This is a genomic window from Bradyrhizobium sp. SZCCHNS3002 (assembly GCF_032377435.1).
Classification (GTDB): domain Bacteria; phylum Pseudomonadota; class Alphaproteobacteria; order Rhizobiales; family Xanthobacteraceae; genus Bradyrhizobium.
Genome location: NZ_JAUHHY010000021.1, coordinates 36,323 through 58,253 on the forward strand (window position 1 = coordinate 36,323; position 21,931 = coordinate 58,253).

The window sequence follows — 21,931 nt, forward strand, 5'->3', positions numbered from 1 at the left end:
CCGGCTGGCGCGTCGCGCGCACCTTTATACAAATTGGCGGGGGAAGGCGACCAGCCCAGCGGCGAAAATCGCCCGTCAAGCGTCCCCGCCACGGCGCGGTTCGTGATTAAACTCCAAATGGGCCCGGCGCAAGCTTTCCGGGTTACCGATATCCCGATGATAACCGCTGGTTTCCACGCACAAAATGCGTCCCAAATAGTTGGGGATGATTTCGGTGGAGAGATCGACGATCGGCTTTCCCAGCGCGGCGATGTCGGCAATCACAGCGGGATCGAATACGTAGACCGCGCCATTGGCGAGGTTCCCGGGCGGATTCTTGACCTTCTCGTGGAAGGCGATGACCCTGTGCTGGTCGTCCAGCTCGAGAATCCCGCACGAGCTCGGATCGTCGGTGCGGAACGCGAGCATCGTCATGATGCAGCCATCAGGGCGGTTGCGATGGGCGGAGAGCAGCCCCGCGACGTCGAAATCCGTCAGATTGTCGGCGTGAGCCACCAGGAAGGGCTGGTCCCCGAACCAGGCGCGGTTGGCGAACACCGTGCCGCCCGTCCCGAGCAGTTCATCTTCGTGAACGAGATCGATGCGATCCCGCCAGCGCGATTGCGCCACGTGCGCGCGCACCTGTTCGGCGAGCCAATGTGTGTTGAGGAGCGCGCGCTCGATGCCGCCTTCGAACACGAGATCGAGCCAGTAGTCCAGCAAGGGGCGGTCGTGCACACGCACCAGGCATTTCGGCGTCGTATTGGTCAGCGGGCGCAGCCGGCTTCCGATCCCCGCCGCGAGCAGGAGGGCACGCATGACGACATCCTACTCCTGGCTGAATCCGGTCTCGTCGATTTCCCGCACCAGCTCCGCCGTCGTCAGCGGCAGGTTGCCGACGCGGGAAACCTGGAGCGCCGCCGCCAGCGAGCCGAGATAGGAGGCCTGCCAGATATCAGCGCCCGCGCGCAGGCCCATCGAGCAGGCCATGAAGAAGCTGTCGCCGGCGCCGGACACGTCCTTCGGCGACGGATTGAACGCCGGCAGACGGTCGGAGGTGAAGATACCCTCGGCCATGGTGTTGATCAGCGCACCCTCGGCGCCGAGCGTGATCACGAGGTTCTTGGTGCGGGCGCGCTCGACCAGCCGCTCGCTGATGACAGCGAGGCCGGAGATGAAGTCGTTCAGCGCCACGCGCGCCTCGCGCTCGGTCGGGGTCAGCAGGGTCATGCCCTTGAAGCGGGAGACGTCGCCGGTCTGCGACGACACCTGGCTGTCGGCCGCCATCATCACGCCCTGGGCGCGGGCGCGATCGGCGATCGCGTCAACCAGATCCTGCGGCAGGCAGCCGTAGTTGAAGCAGGAGAACAGCAGCAGATCGCAGCTCTTCAAGGCACGCTCGACCGAGGTCAGCATCTGCCGCTGCAGGTCGGCGTCGGAAGCGTGCTGGCGCAGATGGTTGACCCGCAGCAAGGTCTTGTTGAGCGCCCGGAAACGCTGCTTGCGCGTGGTCGGCCGGCTCTGGTCGGTGAAGGCGTTGAAGTTCACCCCATGCTGTTCCAGCGTGTTGCGCGCGAACCTCGCCGCTTCGTCATCGCCGACAAGGGTGAAGAACTTCACATCTGCGCCGAGGCCATGCGCATGGGCCGCAACCGCGCCAGCGCCACCGACGAAGGTGCGGGTCATCAGCGGCGTCACGACAATCGTCGGATCCTCCTGGGACATGCCGACCGCATCGCAAGTGACATATTCGTCGACGATCAGGTCGCCGATGACGGCGACTCGCATGCCGGAGAGCTTGCGGAGCAGGTCCTTCAGATTCGAGATCTCGAAGCCGTGCCGCCTTGGGAATTCCTGCGGCTTGCGGACGGTGGAGATGTCGATGTTGGCGTCGCGCTCCAGCAGCGACAAAGATGCAAACCGCAGTTCGCCGGACGAGAAGATCAGCCGACCGCCATAGGCGTCCACGGCCTCCTGCTCGGGATTGGCGCGATCCTCGAACTCCTTGCCCTTGACGACGACGGTGGGCTTCAGGTGGGAAATGAAGTCCGATGCGCTTGTCTCCAAACGCACGGCATGGTGCACAAACGCGATGGAACGTACGTTTTCGAGTCGCAGGTCCTGCGCCAGCGTCACGCCAGGCGTGGAATCCGGGTTCACGCCCACGACCAGCACGTCAGCCTGCTCGGCGGCGAACTTCAAAAGCCGTAAATGTCCGGGGTGCACGACGTTGAAATTGCCGGACACGAACGCAATCGTCTGCCCGGAGTCACAGGAGGCGCGAACCGTCCGACAGGCCAGATCCATCTCACTCATATCGATCACCTGATCCAAGGAATTCGCCTCCGGCTCGATCGGGCTGAGGTCGGACAATCGGCCACCGTGTCATTCGCCGGCCGAGGAACTCCGATGCAAAGCGTCGCTGTTGCCCGGCACATCTGCACCGCGAATCCCGTTCCGATCTGCATCTTTCATGCTCGACATTGATTTCGTTGCGAAAAAACAAGCGCTGTCCCGCGATCGGAGCGATGGAGGGGCCGGCAGCCGATCATTTCCAGTGGTCTCTTTATCAGGTGTGCGCAGCAGCACAAACAGTCCTGTTAGCTTACGGTTGTGTGGTCGCGTCGGAACGCGGCTTCCGGAGAGCTCATCGTCCTTTCACGGCGATGCTCAGCGCCTGTGCTGGCGAATCAGGCGGAGGATGGATCCGAGGACGCTCCGACGAGAGACGGGCAGCGGCGCGCTGGTGAGCGGGCTCCGCGGAAAAGCCTCGGAGACGCAAGTCTCTCGCAGCATGCCTCAGTGATAGAGATCGAACTGTTCGCCCTGTCCCTTTTCGAGATCGGCAGCCAAGGCGCTGCGGTCGATCCGCGGAAACAGCTTGCTGAACTCGGGCCGGTCCAGCAGGGCGAGGTAGGTCTTGAGCATGCCCCTTTCCGAGGGATGCGCAGGATCGAAGAAGTTGCCGGAATCCCGCGAGATCTCGGTGCGGCTCATATCGAAGAACTGGATGCCAAGCTGCGCAAATCTTTCGACGGTCTGTGGACTCCTGATCTCGCGCCAGAGTCCGGAATAGGGCCAATAGGCCTCATCGGTGTCGAGAAAAGCGCCAGCGCTTTCCAGGAACGGATATTGGATCGCAACCACCGAGAACCCGCGCTCGCGGGAAAGCCTGGACAGTCGCTCGATCTCGCCAAATTCGCGTTCGCTGAGATGAGGGGCGCCCGGAAACGAGGAGGTGACGTATTGAGCGCCGCGTGCCAAGGTTTCGGCTGCTGCATTTCGATAGGGCGGTGCGACCATGACGGAACCATCCTTGCGGAATCCGAACTTGCCGCGGATTGCCTCCGTGCCGACGAGCCTGTTGTTGTCAACGGGCTCGAGTTGCGGCGTCATCATGGCGGAGCGGATCGCATCGAGATCTCCGTGATTCCGCATGACGAAGTCCGCGACGTCGTGCAGCTTCCGCCGATGTGAGTCGATGCCTTGGGCGAAGTCCATCGTGCGCTCTTTCCGCCAGACGTCAGCGAGGAAATCGCCAAACAGGAAGTAGTCCAGCGCCACGATCACCACGCGCGGCTTCGCCACCGTGGTCGCGCGATCGACGAAGTCCACGACGTGCGTCAGAGGCCAGGCTGTCAGGCACGCATTGTAGGCGACATAGGGACGGAACATCTGCTCGCGCGCCTGACCGCAGCGCGAGCTTCCCACCAGCAGAACCTCGGGTTGGACCTGTTTGATTCGTTCGAGCTTGTAGGGAGCGTAGTCCTTGAAGGTGCCGAGCCAGACCATCCGTTCGGTGCGCGATTGCTCGGCTGCGAGCACCGAGAGCGGAACGGTCGCGCCCAATCGCCAGCCGGCCCATTCGAATACAGCCAGCAGCGGCAGGAAGACGATGGCGAACAGTGCCACTACGATCGCAAGATACCGCGCCAAAGTTCGAGCCCGCCTTGGTGATTGTGCTTCGGGAGTGAGCGAGTTTGGCTCGCAATCCGCGTCGTGCTGGAAGTTGACTGCGCCAGAATCAGGCTAATGGCTGGGCGTAGCCGCTGCAAGCGGATGATGCGCCGCCGGCACGCCGCCCGCCTGGACAGCCTCGACGAGACCATATCCGCCTTCATAGTGCCGAAGATCGGTGGGGAGGGCCCGAGGCCCGTCGCTTGCCATCTCCTGCGCGTTCAGAATTGGAAGTAGAGGAACTGGGAGGTGTCTCCGGCAATGATGTTCATCAGAACCGCCGCCACGAGCGCGATGGAGGTTCCGATGGCCCACGGCAGGGACGGCCGCCACTTCAGGTTCAGAATGCTCCAGGGACGAGGGTTGTGATAGGTTTCCAGCCCGACCTTCCAACGCTCGAACATCGCGTTCACGTTGGGCAGGGTGAAACAGGCAACATAGCCTGCCAGGATCGCGATCATGAGGCGCGGATCGACCAGGTTCGTTGCCGTGATCTTCTCCGGGTTGGACAGGGCGAGCATTCCCTTGATGAGCCTGACCGCGGCATTCGGATTGTCGGCCCGGAAGAAAACCCATGCCAGAACCACGACGAACTGTGTCAACAAGAGCGCCGCCACCGCATACCAGGCGGTCGCCGACAGGCGGGTGAGGCCCGGTCGCTGCGCGACGAATTTGCTCCAGCGATGATTGACGATGAGAAACAGCCCGTGCAGCGCGCCCCAGATGATGAAGGTGAAACCCGCGCCATGCCAGAGACCGCCGAGCAGCATGGTGGCGAAGAGGTTGGCGTTTCTCCGGTGCTCGCCGTGGCGGTTGCCGCCAAGCGGGATGTAGAGATAGTCGCGCAGGAAGCGCGACAGTGAGATATGCCAACGGCGCCAGAATTCGACGATGCTCAGCGACTTGTAGGGGGAATCGAAGTTGAAAGGCAGCCGGATCCCGAACATGATCGAGATGCCGATCGCCATGTCGGAGTAGCCCGAGAAATCGAAATAGATCTGCAGCGAGTAGGCGAGAGCGCCGCCCCAGGCGTCCATCAGGTGAAGGTGGCTCGAATTGGCGGCCTGGAACACGGGATTCGCGATCAGGCCGAACCCGTCCGCGATGAACGACTTCTTGAAAAGTCCAATGGTCAGAATCGTGAGGCCGACCGCGACCTTCTCGATGGAAATCCGTCGGCTCTCCTCCGAGCCGAATTGCGGCATCATCTCGCGGTGATGGAGGATCGGGCCGGCGACCAGATGCGGGAAATACGTGACGAACAGGCCGTATTTCACGAAGCTTCGTTCGTCGGAATAACCGCCATAGACGTCGGCGAGGTAGGCGATCTGGGTGAAGGTGAAGAACGAAATGCCGAGCGGGAGAACGATCGCGAGCGAGGGGTGTTTCGATGCGGTGATCGCATTGAGGATCTGGATGCCGAAATTCGTATATTTGTAGAACGCGAGCGCGGCCAGGTTGAGCGTGATGGCCGCGGAAAACAGGCCGGTTCGGAGCTTTCCGGTCTGTCCGGCAATCAGCAGACCCATCGTGTAATTGAAGACGATGGAGACCAGGATGACCGGGAGGAAGTGAATGTCCCAATAGCTGTAGAAGGTCAGCGACGCCGCGGCGAGCCAGCTGAGGCGCACGACAGGGGCGGCGAAAAAGCGAGCCAGCAGAAAATAGCCGACCAGGGTCACCGGCAGGAACAGAAACAGAAACTCAAACTGCGTGAAGAGCATAACAAGTTTCTTGATGTTGCTGCATATTGCGCTGCTTTATCAATGATTGAGGGCGCTGCCAAGTTGGGTGCACCTCTCGCGATGCGAATTTCGGGGGATGTCGCCCCCTGACGACAGCGACGTGGACCAGCCTCTCGAATGGGGCGGACACTTTTCGATCAATGATTCTTCTGCTATGGCAGCTCAATTAGACAACGACGCCAATTCAATGATGCCATGATGGGGTTTCGCGCAATCACTCTCGCCGATGACCGCCGCGGCCAAGAAACCCCTCGATGGACCATGCCGATGACATCCCGATAGGTCTGCGCTCTCGCGCGCAAGCAAGCTGGGGAGGAGTGGAAAGCCCTCTGTTCCACCGGCTGGCGTCGTGTCTAGACTCTCGTTGTCGGAGCCGAAAGCAGCTGCCACGACACCCACCGAGACAACCTATCGAGCGGGAATTGCGTCATGTCGACAGTCGGCCGGTCTGCACCGGAAAAGTCAGCTGAACCGGGCGGATTCGGGCGCTATCTCATCGCAGTCGGAATTGTCGGCGTGGCGGCCGCGCTGGCGTTTTCGCTCGGTCTGTCGCTCTTTTCGTCGGACGTGTGGACGTTGCGTGATGGGCTGCTGCAGATTCCACGGGAAGGGGACACCAACTGGTATCGTGATTTCGGCGGCCGCAGCATTCCACAGATCCAGGACCAGGATATATTCTACAGCAATCTGGGGGGATCGGTCGAAGCCGCAAAGCAGGCCGACATCGTCTTTCTCGGCCCGTCCTTCGTCAGCTATGCGGTCGACCGGCAGACGCTCGCGCAGTCGCCGGTGCTCGCTCGATTGGGGATCTACAACATGGCCTTCGTGGGCATTCGCGGCGGGGAGTTCTCGCGGCTCGTGATCCAGCGCTGGAAAATCCGTCCGCGTCTGTGGGTCATCAATGCCGACGATCAGTTCGTGCACTTTTTCAGCAACGATCTCAGCGTCACTCTTGGTCCGCAGAAGCAGCCCGTCGCCGCGGTCCAGCGCAACCGAATGCGGGGGTACCTGACGGTGGTCGGCCGCAATCTGCATTGGCGCATCGAGGACCTCGTTGCAGCCTATCAGAATGGCCATTTTTCGCCCACTGGCCTCTATCGCAACATCACGGACGGCGACATGGGGCTGGATGCCAATCCAGGCTATGTTGCCACCGGCAACAAGCCGATGCTATCGGCCCGTGATCCGGACTGCCATACGACCCCCGCGATTGTCGACTATGCGAAGAGATTTCTCCACGAGGTCGGCGGAGAGGTCGTGCTCACGCTGGTCCCGCACAGCCAGTCCTGCGTCCAGCAGGCGGCAGAACTGGCGAAGGAATTGAACATCGAACTGATCGCGCCGCCATTCGATGGCCTGACGACGATCGACGGCGGCGGCCATTTGGACAGGCACGGCGCGCAAGTCTTTACGAGCTATCTCGCTCGCGAGATCGTCAAGACGGCGGCTTTCAAACGGGCATTTCCAGTCGGAACTGGCGACGGCAAATGATGCCGATGTTGCTGAATTCCAGCCAGCCGCCGGCTGCACGCCGGTTCGTCCGACACGCTTCGTCCGAGCCATCGAGGGCCCTCGCTCATCAGGTGGGGCTCCCGGAGACTAATCGCCGCCGGGGCTTAGAATCCTGAATTCTGATTTCATCCGGTTTGGCTCGCGTTCATGCCCATGTTCGGCTTGGAAAATTCCCGGCACCTCTGTTATAGCTGCGATCCAATCGGCTCAATCCTTGGTTGGCATTTGCGGCGGCGATGTCTCCACGGGGAATTCTCGCATTGGACCCGGCGAGCGTACTGTCCTCATCCCGAGACGAGATCCTTGGCGCGCAGGCGACTTGAACGGCCGGTCGTCCAGGCTCCGCCTTGATCCGAACGCGCGGAATCCGGGATTTCAAGGTTGTGTGGAACTTGGTCGTATGAAACTGCAAAAGCAAAGGCCGATGCGCGGCGGCCGCCGACGGATTGTCTACCAGGTCTTCGTCATAGTCGGAGCGACCCTCAACCTGCTGCCGCGACGCGCGGTGTTCCTTGGTCTGGTCATCGCTTTCGCCGCGAGACTTCCACTCCGGCGGCGCCTGGCTCAGGCGTATTTTCCCTATGTGACGTCGCATCTTGCAGCTCGGCCGGAGTTTCGTTTTTCGACGGCTCTCAGCCGATATTTCCCCGGCCCTTCGATTCAAGCCCTGAGCAGCATCGGCGCCTATCGCGAGGCGGCCGGGACTGTCGGCCGCGAAACCTTGGCGTTCGATGATGCGGAGACCAGATACGCGCTGGTTCGATCCTTGTTCGAGCTGGGCGAGTTTTCGGAAGCGCGCGATGCCGCGGCGGGAGCGAAGCCCGAACAGCTCGAAGCGATGGTCGATCTCGCCTTCTACAAGGCCATGGTCGACGTGATCGGAGGGGATGACGCGGCGGCGCTCGACGCGATGTTCTGGGCGTGTCGGAGCAGCCTGCATTTTCTCCGTCCCCACCAGAATATCGCGGCTCGGAATTCACCGTATTATGTCCCGAACAGCCTCGACTTCCTCTGCGGCGCTCGAGGCCGGCTGTTCGACCTGTGCAACTTCACGGGCCAGCGTGTGATGCATGTCGGTCGCGGCGAGATTGCAATTCGGTTGTACGAGCGCGCTTTGGATGCGCAGCAGGAACTGCGGGCATCGCCGCCACCGCTTTCTGATGAGTTGAAGCGTCTGCTCGACCGGCTCGGCGTCACCTTCGATACGTTGCGGCTCGTTCCTGAGGAATGGGCGACGCAGATCGGCCATCTGGGCATGCTCGACATTCTGTTTCGGATGCGAGCGCTGGGCTGGTGGTCAGGCGAAGCCGTGATCGTCGTCCGTCCCGATAGCATCGCCAACGCGGTCTTCTTCAAGCTGTTTGAAAGTTTCGGCAAGGTCGTGGTGATCGGCGAAACGGTATCGGAGCGACTGGGTGAGGAACTGCTGTCCTTGCAGCGATGGTGCGGGTTGAACTTCAACGCCTTCAGGCTGCCGGATGGGCGGGTCGTTCCCTGGCAAGATGCGGGTGCGATCGCCATCGAGCAATGGGAGCGCGAAGGAAGAGGGCATCCGTTGCGTGATGCCTACGATCGGAGCGAGGCGGCAGCGGCAACGGCTCGCTTCGACGCGTTCCGTTCCAGGTACGGCATGAAGCCCGACGACTGGTATGTGTGCCTGCACACCCGGGACGCGGCGCATTATTTCGAGTTCATGGGCACAGGGCAGACCCATCGCAACGCGCCGATCGAAACGTCGTTGGACGCCATTCGCCTGATCACCGCCCGTGGCGGATGGGTCATCAAGCTCGGTGGTCCGAACTCGCCGAGGCTTCCGCCGATGGCGCGCACGATCGATTATGCGCTCGGCGAATTCAGATCGGAGCCGATGGACATCCACCTGATCCGCCACGCCCACGCCTTCATCGGGACGACGTCCGGGTTGACGAATGTCGCTGTCAGTTTCGGTATTCCCTGTGCGATCGTGAATGCGATCACGACCGACGCCCAGCTGTGGAACAGCAACGTCCGTTTTGCCCTCAAGCCCGTCAGACTGGCAGACGGTACCGTACTGACGCAGCACCAACTGACAACGTCGCCCTGGCGTTGGCGCGTGTTCGACGCGGCCGTGCTGGGCCGGAGCGGTGCGCATCCAGAGACCAACTCGGCGGACGACATCCGCCACACGGCGGACGAGGTCCTGGCCGTCGCCGACGGTCGGTTGGCCGAATTCGAAGCTGGTCACGATGGCGCGCGACTGTTGTCGCGCTGGAGGCGCGCGCTGGAGCTGCCCTATTACTATGGCACCAGCCGTCCGAGCCTCGGTTTCCTGGCCAATCATGAGACGGAGTTGCTGCACGACACCGGTGAGGGTGACTGAGCCATGCAGAGGGGGGACGAAGCGGCGGAGATGGCACCATGTGCGGCATAGCCGGCCTGTTTCGCCCCGGCGGAGCCGACGAGGCCCAACTGGCCGGGATCGTCGAACGGATGACGGCGGCGCTGGCGCATCGCGGCCCCGATGCGTCCGGCAGTTGGATCAGTGCTGCGAGGGGAGTTGCCTTCGGACATCGCCGTCTGGCGATCCTCGATCTCTCCGAGGCCGGGGCGCAGCCAATGCACAGTGCCTGCGGACGCTACACCGTCACCTTCAACGGCGAGATCTACAACCATCTCGATGTCCGTGCCGAGCTGGAGGCCGCCGGCGCCGCACCGAATTGGCGCGGTCATTCCGACACCGAAACGCTGCTCGCCGCGATCAGCCGATGGGGCGTTGAGCCGGCGCTTCAGCGCCTGATCGGCATGTTCGTCGTCGGGCTCTGGGACGCCGAGACTCGGCAATTGATCCTGGTGCGCGACCGCTTCGGCGAGAAGCCGCTGTTCTACGGCTGGAGCGGCGCCGATCTGGTGTTCGGCTCCGAGCTCAAGGCGCTGGCGGCGCATCCGTCCTGGGCGCCGTCGCTCGACCGCGCGGCGCTCACGGCGTTCATGCGCTATTCCTACGTGCCTGCGCCCGCCACGATCTGGACCGGCATCCGCAAGCTGCCCCCGGCGTCGTTCGTGCGCTTCTCCGCGGATGCGGCTCCCGACAGTTGGCCCGCGCCGCAACCCTATTGGTCGCTGCGCGATCGCGTTGTCGCCGCCCAGGGCGATCGCATTGCCGACAAGCGCGAGGCCGTCGATCGGCTGGAGCAGTTGCTGTCGGTCGCCGTGAAGCGGCAGTGCCTGTCGGACGTGCCGCTCGGCGCGTTCCTGTCCGGTGGCGTCGATTCATCGACCATCGTGGCCTTGATGCAGGCGCAGTCGGGCCAGCCGGTCCGCACCTTCAGCATCGGTTTTGCCGAGGGCGGCTACAACGAGGCCGAGGATGCCCGCAGGGTCGCCCTGCATCTCGGTACCGATCATACCGAGCTGTATGTCGATGCGCGGACCGCGATGGACGTGGTACCGAAGCTGCCGCGGATCTATGACGAGCCGTTCGCCGACTCCTCGCAGATCCCGACGCATCTGGTCGCTCAGCTCGCGCGCCGGCACGTGACCGTCGCATTGTCAGGTGACGCGGGCGACGAGCTGTTCGGCGGCTACAACAGGCATGTCTGGGGCGGCACGCTGCAGGCACGCCTGGGTCGTGTGCCGATGCCGGTGCGGCGCGCGATCGGTGCCGTCCTCGGCGCGATTGCCCCGGAGCCGGCCGATACGGTCCTCAGGGCGCTGCAGCCGGTGTTGCCGGCCCGATTGAGGATTCGGCACGCCGGCGATCAGGTTGCCAAGCTCGGCCGCGTCATCGCCGCCGATGGCTTTGATGGCCTCTACCGGGCGCTGTGCTCGGTCGATCAGGATCCGGCCGGGACGGTGGTGGGCGGCACGGAGCGGGAGAGTTGGGCGGGGAACGAGATGCGGCAGCTTGCGGCGAAGCTCGATCCGCTCGACCGCATGACCCTGGCGGACTCCCTCAGCTATCTCAGCGACGACATCCTGCAGAAGGTCGATCGCGCGGCGATGGCCGTGGCGCTGGAGACGCGCGTGCCGTTCCTCGACAAGGACGTCGTCGAGTTCTCGGCCAAGGTGCCTTCCGGCATGAAGGTGCGGGACGGCCGCGGCAAATGGCTGGTTCGGCAGGTGCTGTATCGCCACGTGCCGGCTGAGATGATCGATCGGCCGAAGACGGGGTTCAGCATTCCGCTCGACGCGTGGCTGCGCGGGCCGTTGAAATCCTGGGCATCGGATCTGCTGTCGCCGGAGCGGCTGAGGCGGCAGGGTCTGTTCGATCCGGTGCGGGTGACGCGCATGTTCGACGAGCATCTCAGCCGCAGCCACAATCATTCCTATTGGCTTTGGAACGTGCTGATGGCGCAGGCCTGGCACGACGAATGGGCGCGCGCCGCGTAGGTCAGTCTTCGACCGTAGCGGGAACCGCGAGGCGGCCGGCGCCCTTTTCGGCGCTGAGGATCCACACCAGCCCACCCATGCCGCCGACGATGAAGTAGACCGCGCCGAACAGGATCGAGACGACGGTGCCGTCGGCAGGCGCCAGGCCGGCATAGCCGAACGCGACCATCATCGTCGCCTCGCGCACGCCCCAGCCTGCGATCGAGATCGGCAGCATCGTGATCAGCATGATCGGCGGGGTCAGAAGGAACAGTTGTTCGAACGCGGCGGGCGCCGCGATGGAGCGCACGGCGCACCAGGCGATGACGACCGCCAGCACATGGATCGACAGCGACAGCACGGCGATCTTCGCAGCCGTGCCTGGGCCGAAGATCACCTTGTTCGCGATCACCGAGCAGGCATAGACGTGCCGCGTCGGCCACCACGCCTTCATCCATTTGGCCGGCAGATAGCCGATGGTGAGGAAGCCGACGCCGGCGGCCAGCGCCGCCGCGTCGACCAGCACCAGGGCCAGCCGCCCGTGCTCGTCGGCGATCATGCCATAGCTCCACGGCAGGCTCGCGACGATGATCAGTGCCAGCGCAATGAAGCCGACGGCGCGGTCGGTCAGGATCGAGTAGCTGGCTGCGCGCCAGCCGGCGCCGGTGCGCCCGATCAGCCACAGACGCACGGCGTCGCCGCCGATCGAGGACGGCAGGGTCTGATTGAAGAAGGCGCCGATCATGTTGTAGCGGAACGCCTGCATGTCCGTCAGCGGCGCGCCGCACAGCGCCGAGATCTCGCGCCACCGCAGGGCACCGATGAAGATCTGCACCAGCGTGATGGCCACCGCCAGTCCGATCCAGCCGATGTTGATCTGGCTGAGCCGCTCACGGATCGCCGCAAAGTTGATCCCGCGCAGAGCGAGATACAGCAGAGCCAGCGACACCACGATCCGGAGGAGAAGAATCAAAAACGCACGCATGCCAGGCTGGCTTCGCTCTTGGTTGAAACGCTCCAAGCCGAGTGCGATACGCGCAACTCCCGTCCTGGCAAGGCTGGACCCCGGGTCCAGGGGGAGCCGTAGCCGCCCCTTGCGGTCCTGATGCCCCGGTGGCTAAACAGTCGCAGGGGTGGCGTCAATGGCCTCCGAAACGACCGGAATATCAATTTATGTCTCATGGCCGGAAGATTGCGGTGATAGGCCTTGGCTATGTCGGCCTGCCGGTCGCGGCTGCGTTCGCGCGGGCAGGCTGCCCGGCGATCGGGTTCGATATCGATGCGGTCCGGGTCGCGGAGCTGAAGGACGCAAGGGACCGGACCTGCGAGGTCGATGCGGCCGATCTGCGCCGGCCGGGCCTGCGCTTCACCAGCGAGCCGGATGATATCGCGACTGCCGATTTTTTCATCGTCACCGTTCCGACCCCGATCGACAACGCAAGGCGGCCCGATCTCGGCGCCATGCTGGCCGCGACGCGCACGGTGGGAGCCGTTCTGAAGCGCGGCGACATCGTCGTCTACGAGTCGACCGTATACCCGGGCGCCGTCGAGGAAGACTGCGTCCCGCTGCTGGAGAGCAGCTCGGGGCTGAAGGCGGGGACGGATTTCAACGTCGGCTATTCGCCGGAGCGCATCAATCCCGGTGACAAGACGCATCGCTTCGAGACCATCACCAAGGTGGTCTCGGCACAGAATCCGCAGACGCTCGCGATCGTCGCCGCCGTCTACGGCTCGGTCGTCACCGCTGGCATCCATCGCGCGCCCTCGATCAAGGTCGCCGAGGCGGCCAAGGTGATCGAGAACACCCAGCGCGACCTCAACATCGCGTTCATGAACGAGCTGTCGCTGATCTTCCAGGCACTGGAGATCGATACCGGTGACGTGCTCGCCGCCGCCGCCACCAAGTGGAACTTCCTGCCGTTCACGCCCGGCCTCGTCGGCGGTCACTGCATCGGCGTCGATCCCTACTACCTCACCTACCGCGCCGAGAAGGCGGGCTATCATCCCGAGGTCATTCTGGCGGGCCGCCGCATCAACGACGAGATGGGCCGGCGCATCGCGCGCGAATGCATCCGCGGCTTGCTGCGGCGGAAGGGCCGGGGTGGCCTCGTCACCATTCTCGGCATGACGTTCAAGGAGAACGTGCCGGACATCCGCAATTCGCGCGTGATCGACATCATCAGCGAATTGCAGTCGTTCGGCGTCGAGGTGCAGGTCGCCGATCCACTGGCCGATGCTGCGGCCGTGCATGAGGAGTACGGCATCGGCCTGACGGCGATCGAGTCGCTGCGTCCGGCCGACGCGGTCGTGCTGGCCGTGTCGCACGATCGATATCTCGCCGGAGGCTGGCCTCTCGTACAGGGCCTGCTGCGCGAGGAGAGCGGCCTCGTGCTCGACGTGAAGATGAAGCTCGACCGCGCGAGCAAACCCGCCGCCATCGAACTGTGGCGACCCTGACGGAGCGACCATGGCTGATCATCCCATCCTCGTGACCGGCGCCGCCGGGTTCATCGGATTTCACCTGTCGCAGCGGTTGCTCGCCGACGGACGCCAGGTGATCGGCATCGACAACGTCAACGCCTACTACGATCCGAAGCTGAAGGAAGCGCGTCTCGACATTCTCAAGAGGCAGCCCGGCTTCACCTTCCACAAGCTCGATCTGGTCGACCGCGCCGGCATCAAGGCGCTGTTCGCTCAGCATCGCTTTCCAGCCGTGGTGCATCTCGCCGCCCAGGCCGGCGTGCGCTACTCGCTGGAAAATCCGCACGCCTATGTCGATGCCAATCTCGAAGGCTTCATCAACGTCCTCGAAGGCTGCCGCCATCATGGCTGCGAGCATCTGCTGTTCGCCTCGTCCTCATCGGTCTATGGCGCCAACACCAAGCTGCCGTTCTCGGTCAGGGACAATGTTGATCATCCGATCAGCCTCTATGCGGCGAGCAAGAAGGCCAACGAGCTGATGGCGCATTCCTACAGCCATCTGTACCGGCTGCCGGCGACCGGTCTGCGCTTCTTCACGGTCTACGGTCCCTGGGGCCGGCCCGACATGGCCATGTTCATCTTCGCCAAGGCCATCCTCGCCGGACAGCCGGTCAAGCTGTTCAATCATGGCCGCATGCGGCGTGATTTTACCTATGTCGACGACATCGTGCAGGCCATCGTCCGCCTGCTCGGTCGTCCGCCACAGGGAAACCCGGATTGGGATGGAAACAGGCCCGATCCGTCGAGCAGCCGGGCGCCATGGCGGATTTACAATATCGGCAACAATCATCCCGAACAGCTGATGGACGTGATAACGCTGCTGGAGAAGGAGTTCGGGCGGCCGGCGATCAAGGAGATGTTGCCGATGCAGCCCGGAGACGTCGAGGCGACCTATGCCGATGTCAGCGACCTCGAACACGACATCGGCTTCCGGCCGGCGACCTCGATCGCCGACGGCATCGGACGTTTTGCAAAATGGTACCGCGACTACCATCGGATTTGACGGGTTGATTTCATGACCGGACGCATCATTCCCCTCATCATGTGCGGCGGCGCCGGGACCCGGCTTTGGCCGGCCTCGCGCGAGGTCAGGCCGAAGCAGTTCCTGCCGCTGTTCGGCGCCCGTTCCACCTTCCAGGACACGCTGCTTCGCGTCTCCGATGCCGATCTGTTCGAGCGGCCGATCATCATCACCAACCTGGCCTATCGCTTCATGGTGCTGGAGCAACTGGCCGAGATCGGCATCGAGGCCGATGTCCTGCTGGAGCCGATGCGGCGCGATTCAGGCCCGGCCATCGCCGCCGGGGCGGCCTTCGCCCAGTCGCGCCATCAGGATGCCGTCGTGCTGGCGCTCGCGGCCGATCACGTCGTTCGCGACACCCCGGCTTTTCTCGCGGCGTGCCGCCAGGGGCTCGCGGCCGCCGAGGCCGGCCGCATCGTCACCTTCGGCGTCAATCCGGAGCGCGCGGCCACCGAGTATGGCTATATCAACCCGGGGGCACCGGTATCCGGGGAGGTGCGGGCGGTCGCAAAATTCGTCGAGAAGCCGGACCAGCCGACCGCCGAGCGCTACATCCGCGAGGGCTATCTCTGGAACAGCGGCAACTTCATGTTCCGCGCGGCGGTCCTGCTCGACGAATACCGCAAGTTCGATGCCGACAGCGTGCAGACGGTCACCAACTCCGTTGCCAAGGCCGGCCGCGACCTCAGCTTCATCATCCTCGACTCCGACGCCTTCGCCGCGGCCAAGCCGATCTCGATCGACTATGCCGTGATGGAGAAGACCGAGCGTGCGGCCGTGGCCCCGGTGTCGTGCGGCTGGTCCGACGTCGGCTCCTGGCATGCGGTCTGGGAATTGTCCGACAAGGACGGGCAGGGCAACGCCGCGCGCGGCACCGCCGTGTTCGAGGATTCCCGCAATTGCAACGTCGTCACCGACAAGGCGCTGGTCGCGCTCGAAGGCGTCGACGATCTCGTCGTGGTGGCGGCGCAGGATGCCGTGCTGGTGTCGCGCCAGCGCGATGCCAACGGCTTGAAGCGGCTGGTCGCCAAGCTCAAGACCGTGGCGCCGGAGGTCACCGAGGCCCACATCAAGGTGCACCGGCCCTGGGGCAGCTATCAGTCGGTCGACAATGGCGAGCGCCATCAGGTCAAGCGCATCATCGTCAAGCCCGGCCAGCGGCTGTCGCTGCAGAAGCACTATCATCGCTCCGAGCACTGGATCGTGGTGCGCGGCGCGGCGCGGGTCACGGTGAACGAAACCGTTCAGACCGTGCATGAGAACGAATCGATCTACATCCCGATGGGCGCGGTGCACCGGCTGGAGAACCCGGGCAAGATCCTCTTGGAGCTGATCGAGGTCCAGACCGGGTCCTATCTCGGCGAGGACGACATCATCCGCATCGAGGACGATTACCGCCGCGAGTAGGGCGGGGTCTCGCCGCGAATCACGCGAGCCGTGCTAGACAGCCCCGGAGTCGTCCGCCGGAGAGCTTCCTTGCAAAGCACGATCGGATCGCGTGCGTTCCAGAACGCGCGCCTGCAGAAGAAGAACCGCAAGCAGGCCGACGGCCTGCTGCCGAAGGCCGTCGAGGCGTATCGGGCCGGCCGGCATGCCGATGCCCAGGCCATCTGCGGTCAGGCGCTGGCCCTCGTGCCCGATCATTTCGACGCGCTTCACCTTCTCGGCGCCTCCGCGCTCGACAGTGGCCGGCTCGATCTCGCCGAGCAGGCCCTGACTCGCGCCGTCGCGGTGGAGCCGCGCAATGCCGAGGCCCTGGCGAATCTCGGCCTCGTGCTGTTCAGCATGAAGCGCTACGAGGAGGCGCGCGCGGTTCAGGAGCGCGCCGTCGCGCTCAAGCCCAATTTCGCCACGGCGCTGACCAGCCTCGGCAACACCCTGATGAACATGCAGCTGTTCGCGCAGGCGATCGATCTGCACGACCGCGCCATCGCGCTGAAGCCCGACTTCGCTGACGCCTACTGCAATCGCGGCATGGCGCAACTGCTCCTGCTGCGCAACGAAGAGGCCAGACAGAGTTTCGACCGCGCCCTGGCGCTGGCGCCGCGGCACATGCAGGCGACCTTCGGCAAGGGATTGGTCAGCGTCAACCTGCGGCACCTCAAGCAGGCGCTGGCCGCCTTCAACGCCGCGCTTGCCATGAAGCCGGGGACGGCGGCCGTCATCGCGCAGCGTGGCCGGCTCTATGTGCAGATGGGACGGTTCGCCGAGGCCGAGGCCGATTTCGATGCCGCGCTGGCGATCGACCCCGGGCTCGAAGCGGCGCTGCTCGGCAAGGCGCATGTCTGCGTGCTCACCGAGCGGATCGCGCCAGCGATGCTGGCCTGCAAGCGGGTGCTGGAGCAGAATCCGGCGTCGGAAGTCGCGCTGATCTGGCTCGGCACGTGCCTCGCGAAGCAGGGCGACACGGCCGGCGCCATCCAGCACTTCGATCGCGCCCTCGAGATCAAGCCGGATTTCGAGGATGCGATCATGAAGAAGATCTTCGCGCTCGATTTCTATCCCGGCGCCGACGTCGCCCTGCATCAGGCCGTCCGCCGCGAATGGTGGGAGCGGATCGGCGCGCATATCCCGCAGCGCCAGCTTGCCGCCATCGACCGCGATCCGGATCGCCGCATCACGGTCGGCTACGTGTCGTCCGACTTCCGCAGCCATTCGGCCGCGCTGACCTTCCTTCCGGTGCTGCGCCATCACGACCACGCGGCGTTCAAGGTCATCTGCTACTCGTGCTCGCCGCTGGTCGATTCCGTCACCGAGCAGTGCAAGGCTGCGGCCGATGGCTGGATCGAGGCATCTCAGTTGTCCGACGATGAACTCGCCGATCGCATCCAGGCCGATCAGGTCGATATTCTCGTCGACCTCTCCGGTCATTCGGCCGGCAACCGGCTCACCGTGTTCGCCCGCAAGCCCGCGCCGATCCAGGTCACCGCGTGGGGCAATGCGACCGGCACCGGCCTGCCCACCATGGACTACTTCTTCGCCGATCCGGTGACGGTGCCGGCAACAGTACGGCCGCTGTTCGCCGAGCAGGTCTACGATCTGCCGGCACTGATCACCACGGATCCTCTGCCGGACGCGCAGCCGACACCGCTGCCGATGTTGCGCAACGGCTACGTCACCTTCGGTGTCTTCAACCGCGTCGACAAGATCTCCGACGAGGTGCTGACGGTGTGGTCGGCGCTGCTCCGGGCGCTGCCGGACGCCCGCGTCGTGATCAAGAACGGCGCGCTTGAGGATGCATTCCTGCGCGACACGCTGATCGCCCGCTTCGCCGCGCACGGCGTCGGCGAGAGCCGCCTTACGTGTCTGGGCGCGTCGATGCGCCATGAGCACATCGCAGCGTTCGCCAACATCGACATCTCGCTCGATCCGTTCCCGCAGAATGGCGGCGTCAGCACCTGGGAATCGCTGCAGGCCGGCGTGCCCGTGGTTGCCAAGCTCGGCAGCAGCGCGGCGTCGCGGGCCGGCGGCGCGATCGTCAAGGCGGTCGGGCTCGACGACTGGGTGGCCGAGGACGACGAGGGCTACATCGCGATCGCCGTGCGACACGCGGCCCAGCCGGCCGAGCTGGCTCGGCTCCGCGCCGAGCTGCCGGCGCGGGTGGCCAACTCCGCTGCCGGCAATGTCGAGACCTACACGCGCAAGGTCGAGGAAGGCTATCGCCAGTTCTGGCGCCGCTATTGTGCCGCCGGCGGCTGAGCGCCGTCCGCAGTACGCCTGTTCTGTCGATCTACGCGTCACTCCGGAGGCCGTCTTTTGGCAAGCGACGTCGGTTCCCGCGCGTTTCAGAATGCGAGGCTGCAAAAGAAGCATCGCAAGCAGGCCGATGCGCTGATGCAACAGGCCGTCGCCGCCTATCGCGGCGGCCGTCGCGCCGAGGCGCAGGCGATCTGCGGCCAGATCCTGGCGCTGCTGCCCGATCATTTCGATGCGCTGCATCTGCTCGGCGTGACGGCGCTCGACAGCGGACAAATGGAGATGGCCGAGCAGGCGCTCATCAAGGCCGTCGAGATCGAGCCGCGGAATGCCGAGGCGCTCTCCAATCTCGGCCTTGCGCTGTTCAACCGCAAGCGGTTCGAGGAGGCGCGCAAATGCCAGGAGCGGGCGATTGCGCTGAAGCCGAACCTGCTCGTGGCGCTCACGGGCCTCGGCAACACGCTGATGCGCCTGGGACGGCCGGAGGAGGCGATCGCAGCCCATGACCGGGCGATCGCGCTCAAGCCCGACTATGCGGACGCTTACTGCAACCGCGGCATGGCGCTGCTGCCGCTCGGTCGCAACGCGGAGGCCAACGAGAGCTTCGGCCGCGCATTGTCGCTCAATCCCCGCCACATGGAGGCGATGTTCGGCAAGGGCCTCGCCAGCATCAATCTGCGCCATTCCGACGAGGCGCTCGCGGCGTTCGACGCCGCGCTTGCAATCAAGTCCAATGCCGCGCAGGTGCTGGCACAGCGCGGCCGCCTGCACCAGCAGGCCGGACGGTTCGAGCGGGCCATGGCCGACTTCAAGGCCGCCCTGGCGCTCGATCCATGGCAGGACGTGGCGTTGCTGGGCTTCGCGCAGCTCAGCGCCATCAAGGACAATATCGCGCCGGCGATGGACGCGTGCCGCAAGGTGCTGGAGCTCAATCCGGCCTCCGAGGTCGCCTGGACCTGGCTCGGCGAATGCTTCTGCAAGCAGGGCGATCTCGCAACGGCCTTGCAGCACTTCGAGCGTGCGCTCGAGATCAAGCCGGATTTCGGTGATGCGATCACTGCCAAGATCTTCCTGCTCGACTTCATGCCGGACACCGACTTCGCTCAGCACCAGGCGGCGCGCCGGGAATGGTGGACCAGGATCGGCAGCAAGATCGTGCGCCGGCCGCCGCCGGTTCGCGACCGCGATCCAGAGCGGCGGCTGACCATCGGCTACGTCTCCTCCGATTTCAGGAATCACTCGGCTGCGCTGGTGTTCCTGCCCGTCCTGCGCCACCACGACCATCAGGCGTTCAAGGTCGTCTGCTACTCCTGCTCGCCGCTGCAGGATGGCATGACCGAGCGCTGCCGTTCCGCCGCCGACCTCTGGGTCGACGCCTGGCAGATGTCCGATGAGGAAATGAGCGATCGCATCGAGGCTGATCAGGTCGATATCCTCGTCGACCTCTCCGGCCATTCCGCCGGCAACCGGCTGCCGGTGTTCGCGCGCAAGCCGGCGCCGGTGCAGGTCACCGCGTGGGGCAGCGGCACCGGAACGGGGCTTCCGACCATCGACTACTTCTTCGCCGATCCGGTGACCGTGCCCGAGGCCGCGCGTCCTCTGTTTGCCGAGCAGGTCTACGACCTGCCGGCCGTCATCACCACCGATCCCTTGCCGGGATGGCAGCCGACGCCGCTGCCGATGCTGCGCAACGGCTACGTCACATTCGGCGTGTTCAACCGCATCGACAAGATCTCCGATCCAGCGCTTGCGCTCTGGTCGCGGCTGATGGGCGCGCTGCCGGACTCGCGGATCGTCATCAAGAACGGTGCGCTCGACGAGCCCCTGCTGCGCGATGGCCTCGTGGCCCGGTTCGTGGCGCATGGCATCGCCGAGGGGCGCATCACCTGCCTCGGCCTGTCGACGCGCGATCAGCACATCGCGCAGTTCGCCGCGATCGACATGTCGCTCGATCCGTTCCCGCAGAATGGCGGCGTCAGCACCTGGGAGTCGTTGCAGGCCGGCGTGCCCGTCGTCGCCAGGCTCGGCCACGGCGCCGCGGCGCGGGCGGCGGCCGCCATCAACACGGCGGTCGGGCTCGCAGAGTTCGTGGCGGAGGACGATGACGGGTACATCGCCATCGCCCTGAAGCATGCGGCGCAGCCCGCGGAACTGGCGAAGCTGCGGGCGCAACTGCCGGCGATGGTCGCGAACTCCGCCGCCGGCAATGTCGAGACCTACACGCGCAAGGTGGAGGAGGGCTATCGTCTGTTCTGGCGCCGTTATTGTGCCTCCTCCTGATCGTGGCGGCTACAGCCGCGCTGCACCGACGATGCGCCCGTCCGCCGCTTCGAGAATCACCGCGGCATCCTCGCCCTCCGGCATCGGCTCGGTGAGGCGCAGCGCGCTGCAGCTCCAATCTGCCAGCGGGCGCACCGAGCGCACCACGTTCAGCTCCTCCAGCGTGCGGCCGCCATTCTCGCCGCGGCGGATCGACGTTTCATGCCGATGATCGAAGCCGACCAGGAGCAGGCGTCCGCGTCCTTCACCGCCGCCGACCTCGACCGTGAGCTTGTCGCCATTGCGTGCGAGCTTGAGGCGCGCCGCCGTCGCGCTCGCGCCTCTGGCGCGATCGATCGCAGGTCCGACCTCCGCCCGGTTGGAGCCGACATGGCTCGTCGTGCCGTCGACGACGATCTCCGGCGTGTAGGAGCCGTCGCCGAAACGGCTGCCGTAGCGGGCCTGGCGATCGGTGGCGGCCGGCAGCGAGAACGGGTCCTTCCAGCCGAGCCGGTCCCAATAGGTGACGTGAAAGGCGAGCGGCAGCACGTCGCGGCGCTGCCGCACCATTTCGTTCAGATAGGCATTTGCAGGCGGGCAGGAGGAGCAGCCCTGCGAGGTGAACAGCTCGATGACGACGGGCCGATCCGTTGCGGCGGCCGATGGCGACCACGGGGCAAGCGATGCGAGCAGCACGGCGAAGGCGGAGGCGTGGCGGAACGAGGCGAGGCTGAGGGGCATGGGTGTTCTCCCGCGTTGTGACGTGATCTCCTTCGCTGGCGGGAGCCATCGCGTTACCTCCTGCCGCGGCCAACACGCAGGCGTGAAGACGCATCCACCGTTACTTTCGCGACCTGTCGTGACGCGTGAGCAGGGCGCCCGCCACACCTGAGGCGCATCGCGCACGCCATTCAAAAGACAGCGTTTTTCGTCC

General features: G+C 64.7%; 14 protein-coding genes. 8 read left to right on the forward strand and 6 right to left on the reverse strand.

Annotated elements, in window-relative coordinates; genetic code table 11:
• Nucleotides 1-75: 75 nt before the first annotated feature.
• From QW845_RS30940 to QW845_RS30955, 4 genes are all read right to left on the reverse strand, one after another.
• Nucleotides 76-798, reverse strand: a complete 723-nt coding sequence (locus QW845_RS30940; protein ID WP_315805302.1) for a nucleotidyltransferase family protein — start codon at nucleotides 796-798, stop codon at nucleotides 76-78.
• 9 nt (nucleotides 799-807) lie between these two features.
• Nucleotides 808-2,295 carry a PfkB family carbohydrate kinase gene (locus tag QW845_RS30945; RefSeq protein WP_409997986.1) on the reverse strand — a complete coding sequence of 496 codons (1,488 nt, stop codon included), beginning with the start codon at nucleotides 2,293-2,295 and terminating at the stop codon, nucleotides 808-810.
• Nucleotides 2,296-2,778: 483 nt separating this feature from the next.
• Nucleotides 2,779-3,891: a hypothetical protein gene (locus QW845_RS30950; RefSeq protein WP_315805303.1), complete on the reverse strand. Its 1,113-nt coding sequence runs from the start codon at nucleotides 3,889-3,891 to the stop codon at nucleotides 2,779-2,781.
• Between the two features lie 266 nt (nucleotides 3,892-4,157).
• Nucleotides 4,158-5,660, reverse strand: a complete 1,503-nt coding sequence (locus tag QW845_RS30955) for an MBOAT family protein (RefSeq protein ID WP_315805304.1) — start codon at nucleotides 5,658-5,660, stop codon at nucleotides 4,158-4,160.
• Nucleotides 5,661-6,110: 450 nt separating this feature from the next.
• Between QW845_RS30955 and QW845_RS30960 the strand changes: the two genes are divergently transcribed.
• The 3 genes from QW845_RS30960 (at nucleotide 6,111) to asnB (ending at nucleotide 11,561) form a co-directional block, all read left to right on the forward strand.
• Nucleotides 6,111-7,172 carry a hypothetical protein gene (locus QW845_RS30960; RefSeq protein ID WP_315805305.1) on the forward strand — a complete coding sequence of 354 codons (1,062 nt, stop codon included), beginning with the start codon at nucleotides 6,111-6,113 and terminating at the stop codon, nucleotides 7,170-7,172.
• Nucleotides 7,173-7,593: 421 nt separating this feature from the next.
• A complete protein-coding gene (locus QW845_RS30965) occupies nucleotides 7,594-9,552 on the forward strand; it encodes a TIGR04372 family glycosyltransferase (RefSeq protein WP_315805306.1) in 1,959 nt (652 codons plus the stop codon).
• Nucleotides 9,553-9,590: 38 nt separating this feature from the next.
• A complete protein-coding gene (asnB, locus tag QW845_RS30970) occupies nucleotides 9,591-11,561 on the forward strand; it encodes an asparagine synthase (glutamine-hydrolyzing) (RefSeq protein ID WP_315805307.1) in 1,971 nt (656 codons plus the stop codon).
• A 1-nt stretch (nucleotide 11,562) separates the two neighbouring features.
• Here asnB and QW845_RS30975 read toward each other — a convergent pair whose 3' ends face one another.
• A complete protein-coding gene (locus tag QW845_RS30975; RefSeq protein ID WP_315805308.1) occupies nucleotides 11,563-12,525 on the reverse strand; it encodes a lysylphosphatidylglycerol synthase transmembrane domain-containing protein in 963 nt (320 codons plus the stop codon).
• A gap of 188 nt (nucleotides 12,526-12,713) precedes the next feature.
• Between QW845_RS30975 and QW845_RS30980 the strand changes: the two genes are divergently transcribed.
• From QW845_RS30980 to QW845_RS31000, 5 genes are all read left to right on the forward strand, one after another.
• Entirely contained in the window at nucleotides 12,714-13,997 is a 1,284-nt protein-coding gene (locus tag QW845_RS30980) for a nucleotide sugar dehydrogenase (RefSeq protein WP_315805309.1), read from the forward strand.
• A gap of 10 nt (nucleotides 13,998-14,007) precedes the next feature.
• Complete coding sequence (locus QW845_RS30985; protein WP_315805310.1) at nucleotides 14,008-15,024, forward strand: NAD-dependent epimerase; 1,017 nt, start codon at nucleotides 14,008-14,010, stop codon at nucleotides 15,022-15,024.
• 12 nt (nucleotides 15,025-15,036) lie between these two features.
• Entirely contained in the window at nucleotides 15,037-16,449 is a 1,413-nt protein-coding gene (locus QW845_RS30990) for a mannose-1-phosphate guanylyltransferase/mannose-6-phosphate isomerase (RefSeq protein WP_315805311.1), read from the forward strand.
• Nucleotides 16,450-16,518: 69 nt separating this feature from the next.
• A complete protein-coding gene (locus QW845_RS30995) occupies nucleotides 16,519-18,741 on the forward strand; it encodes a tetratricopeptide repeat protein (RefSeq protein WP_315805312.1) in 2,223 nt (740 codons plus the stop codon).
• A gap of 57 nt (nucleotides 18,742-18,798) precedes the next feature.
• Nucleotides 18,799-21,018, forward strand: coding sequence for a tetratricopeptide repeat protein (locus tag QW845_RS31000; RefSeq protein WP_315805313.1), 2,220 nt, complete (start codon nucleotides 18,799-18,801; stop codon nucleotides 21,016-21,018).
• A 9-nt stretch (nucleotides 21,019-21,027) separates the two neighbouring features.
• On the opposite strand, the gene QW845_RS31005 is transcribed toward QW845_RS31000, so the two are convergent.
• Nucleotides 21,028-21,738, reverse strand: a complete 711-nt coding sequence (locus QW845_RS31005) for a DUF1223 domain-containing protein (RefSeq protein WP_315805314.1) — start codon at nucleotides 21,736-21,738, stop codon at nucleotides 21,028-21,030.
• Nucleotides 21,739-21,931: the final 193 nt, after the last annotated feature.

Bases quoted from the DNA above. Each gene is read 5' to 3' on its own strand.
- asnB (WP_315805307.1), top strand. From the start codon at position 9,591: ATGTGCGGCATAGCCGGCCTGTTTCGCCCCGGCGGAGCCGACGAGGCC.
- QW845_RS30975 (WP_315805308.1), bottom strand. From the start codon at position 12,525: ATGCGTGCGTTTTTGATTCTTCTCCTCCGGATCGTGGTGTCGCTGGCT.
- QW845_RS30960 (WP_315805305.1), top strand. From the start codon at position 6,111: ATGTCGACAGTCGGCCGGTCTGCACCGGAAAAGTCAGCTGAACCGGGC.
- QW845_RS30985 (WP_315805310.1), top strand. From the start codon at position 14,008: ATGGCTGATCATCCCATCCTCGTGACCGGCGCCGCCGGGTTCATCGGA.
- QW845_RS30955 (WP_315805304.1), bottom strand. From the start codon at position 5,660: ATGCTCTTCACGCAGTTTGAGTTTCTGTTTCTGTTCCTGCCGGTGACC.
- QW845_RS30980 (WP_315805309.1), top strand. From the start codon at position 12,714: ATGTCTCATGGCCGGAAGATTGCGGTGATAGGCCTTGGCTATGTCGGC.
- QW845_RS30990 (WP_315805311.1), top strand. From the start codon at position 15,037: ATGACCGGACGCATCATTCCCCTCATCATGTGCGGCGGCGCCGGGACC.
- QW845_RS30945 (WP_409997986.1), bottom strand. From the start codon at position 2,295: ATGAGTGAGATGGATCTGGCCTGTCGGACGGTTCGCGCCTCCTGTGAC.
- QW845_RS30965 (WP_315805306.1), top strand. From the start codon at position 7,594: ATGAAACTGCAAAAGCAAAGGCCGATGCGCGGCGGCCGCCGACGGATT.
- QW845_RS30940 (WP_315805302.1), bottom strand. From the start codon at position 798: ATGCGTGCCCTCCTGCTCGCGGCGGGGATCGGAAGCCGGCTGCGCCCG.
- QW845_RS31005 (WP_315805314.1), bottom strand. From the start codon at position 21,738: ATGCCCCTCAGCCTCGCCTCGTTCCGCCACGCCTCCGCCTTCGCCGTG.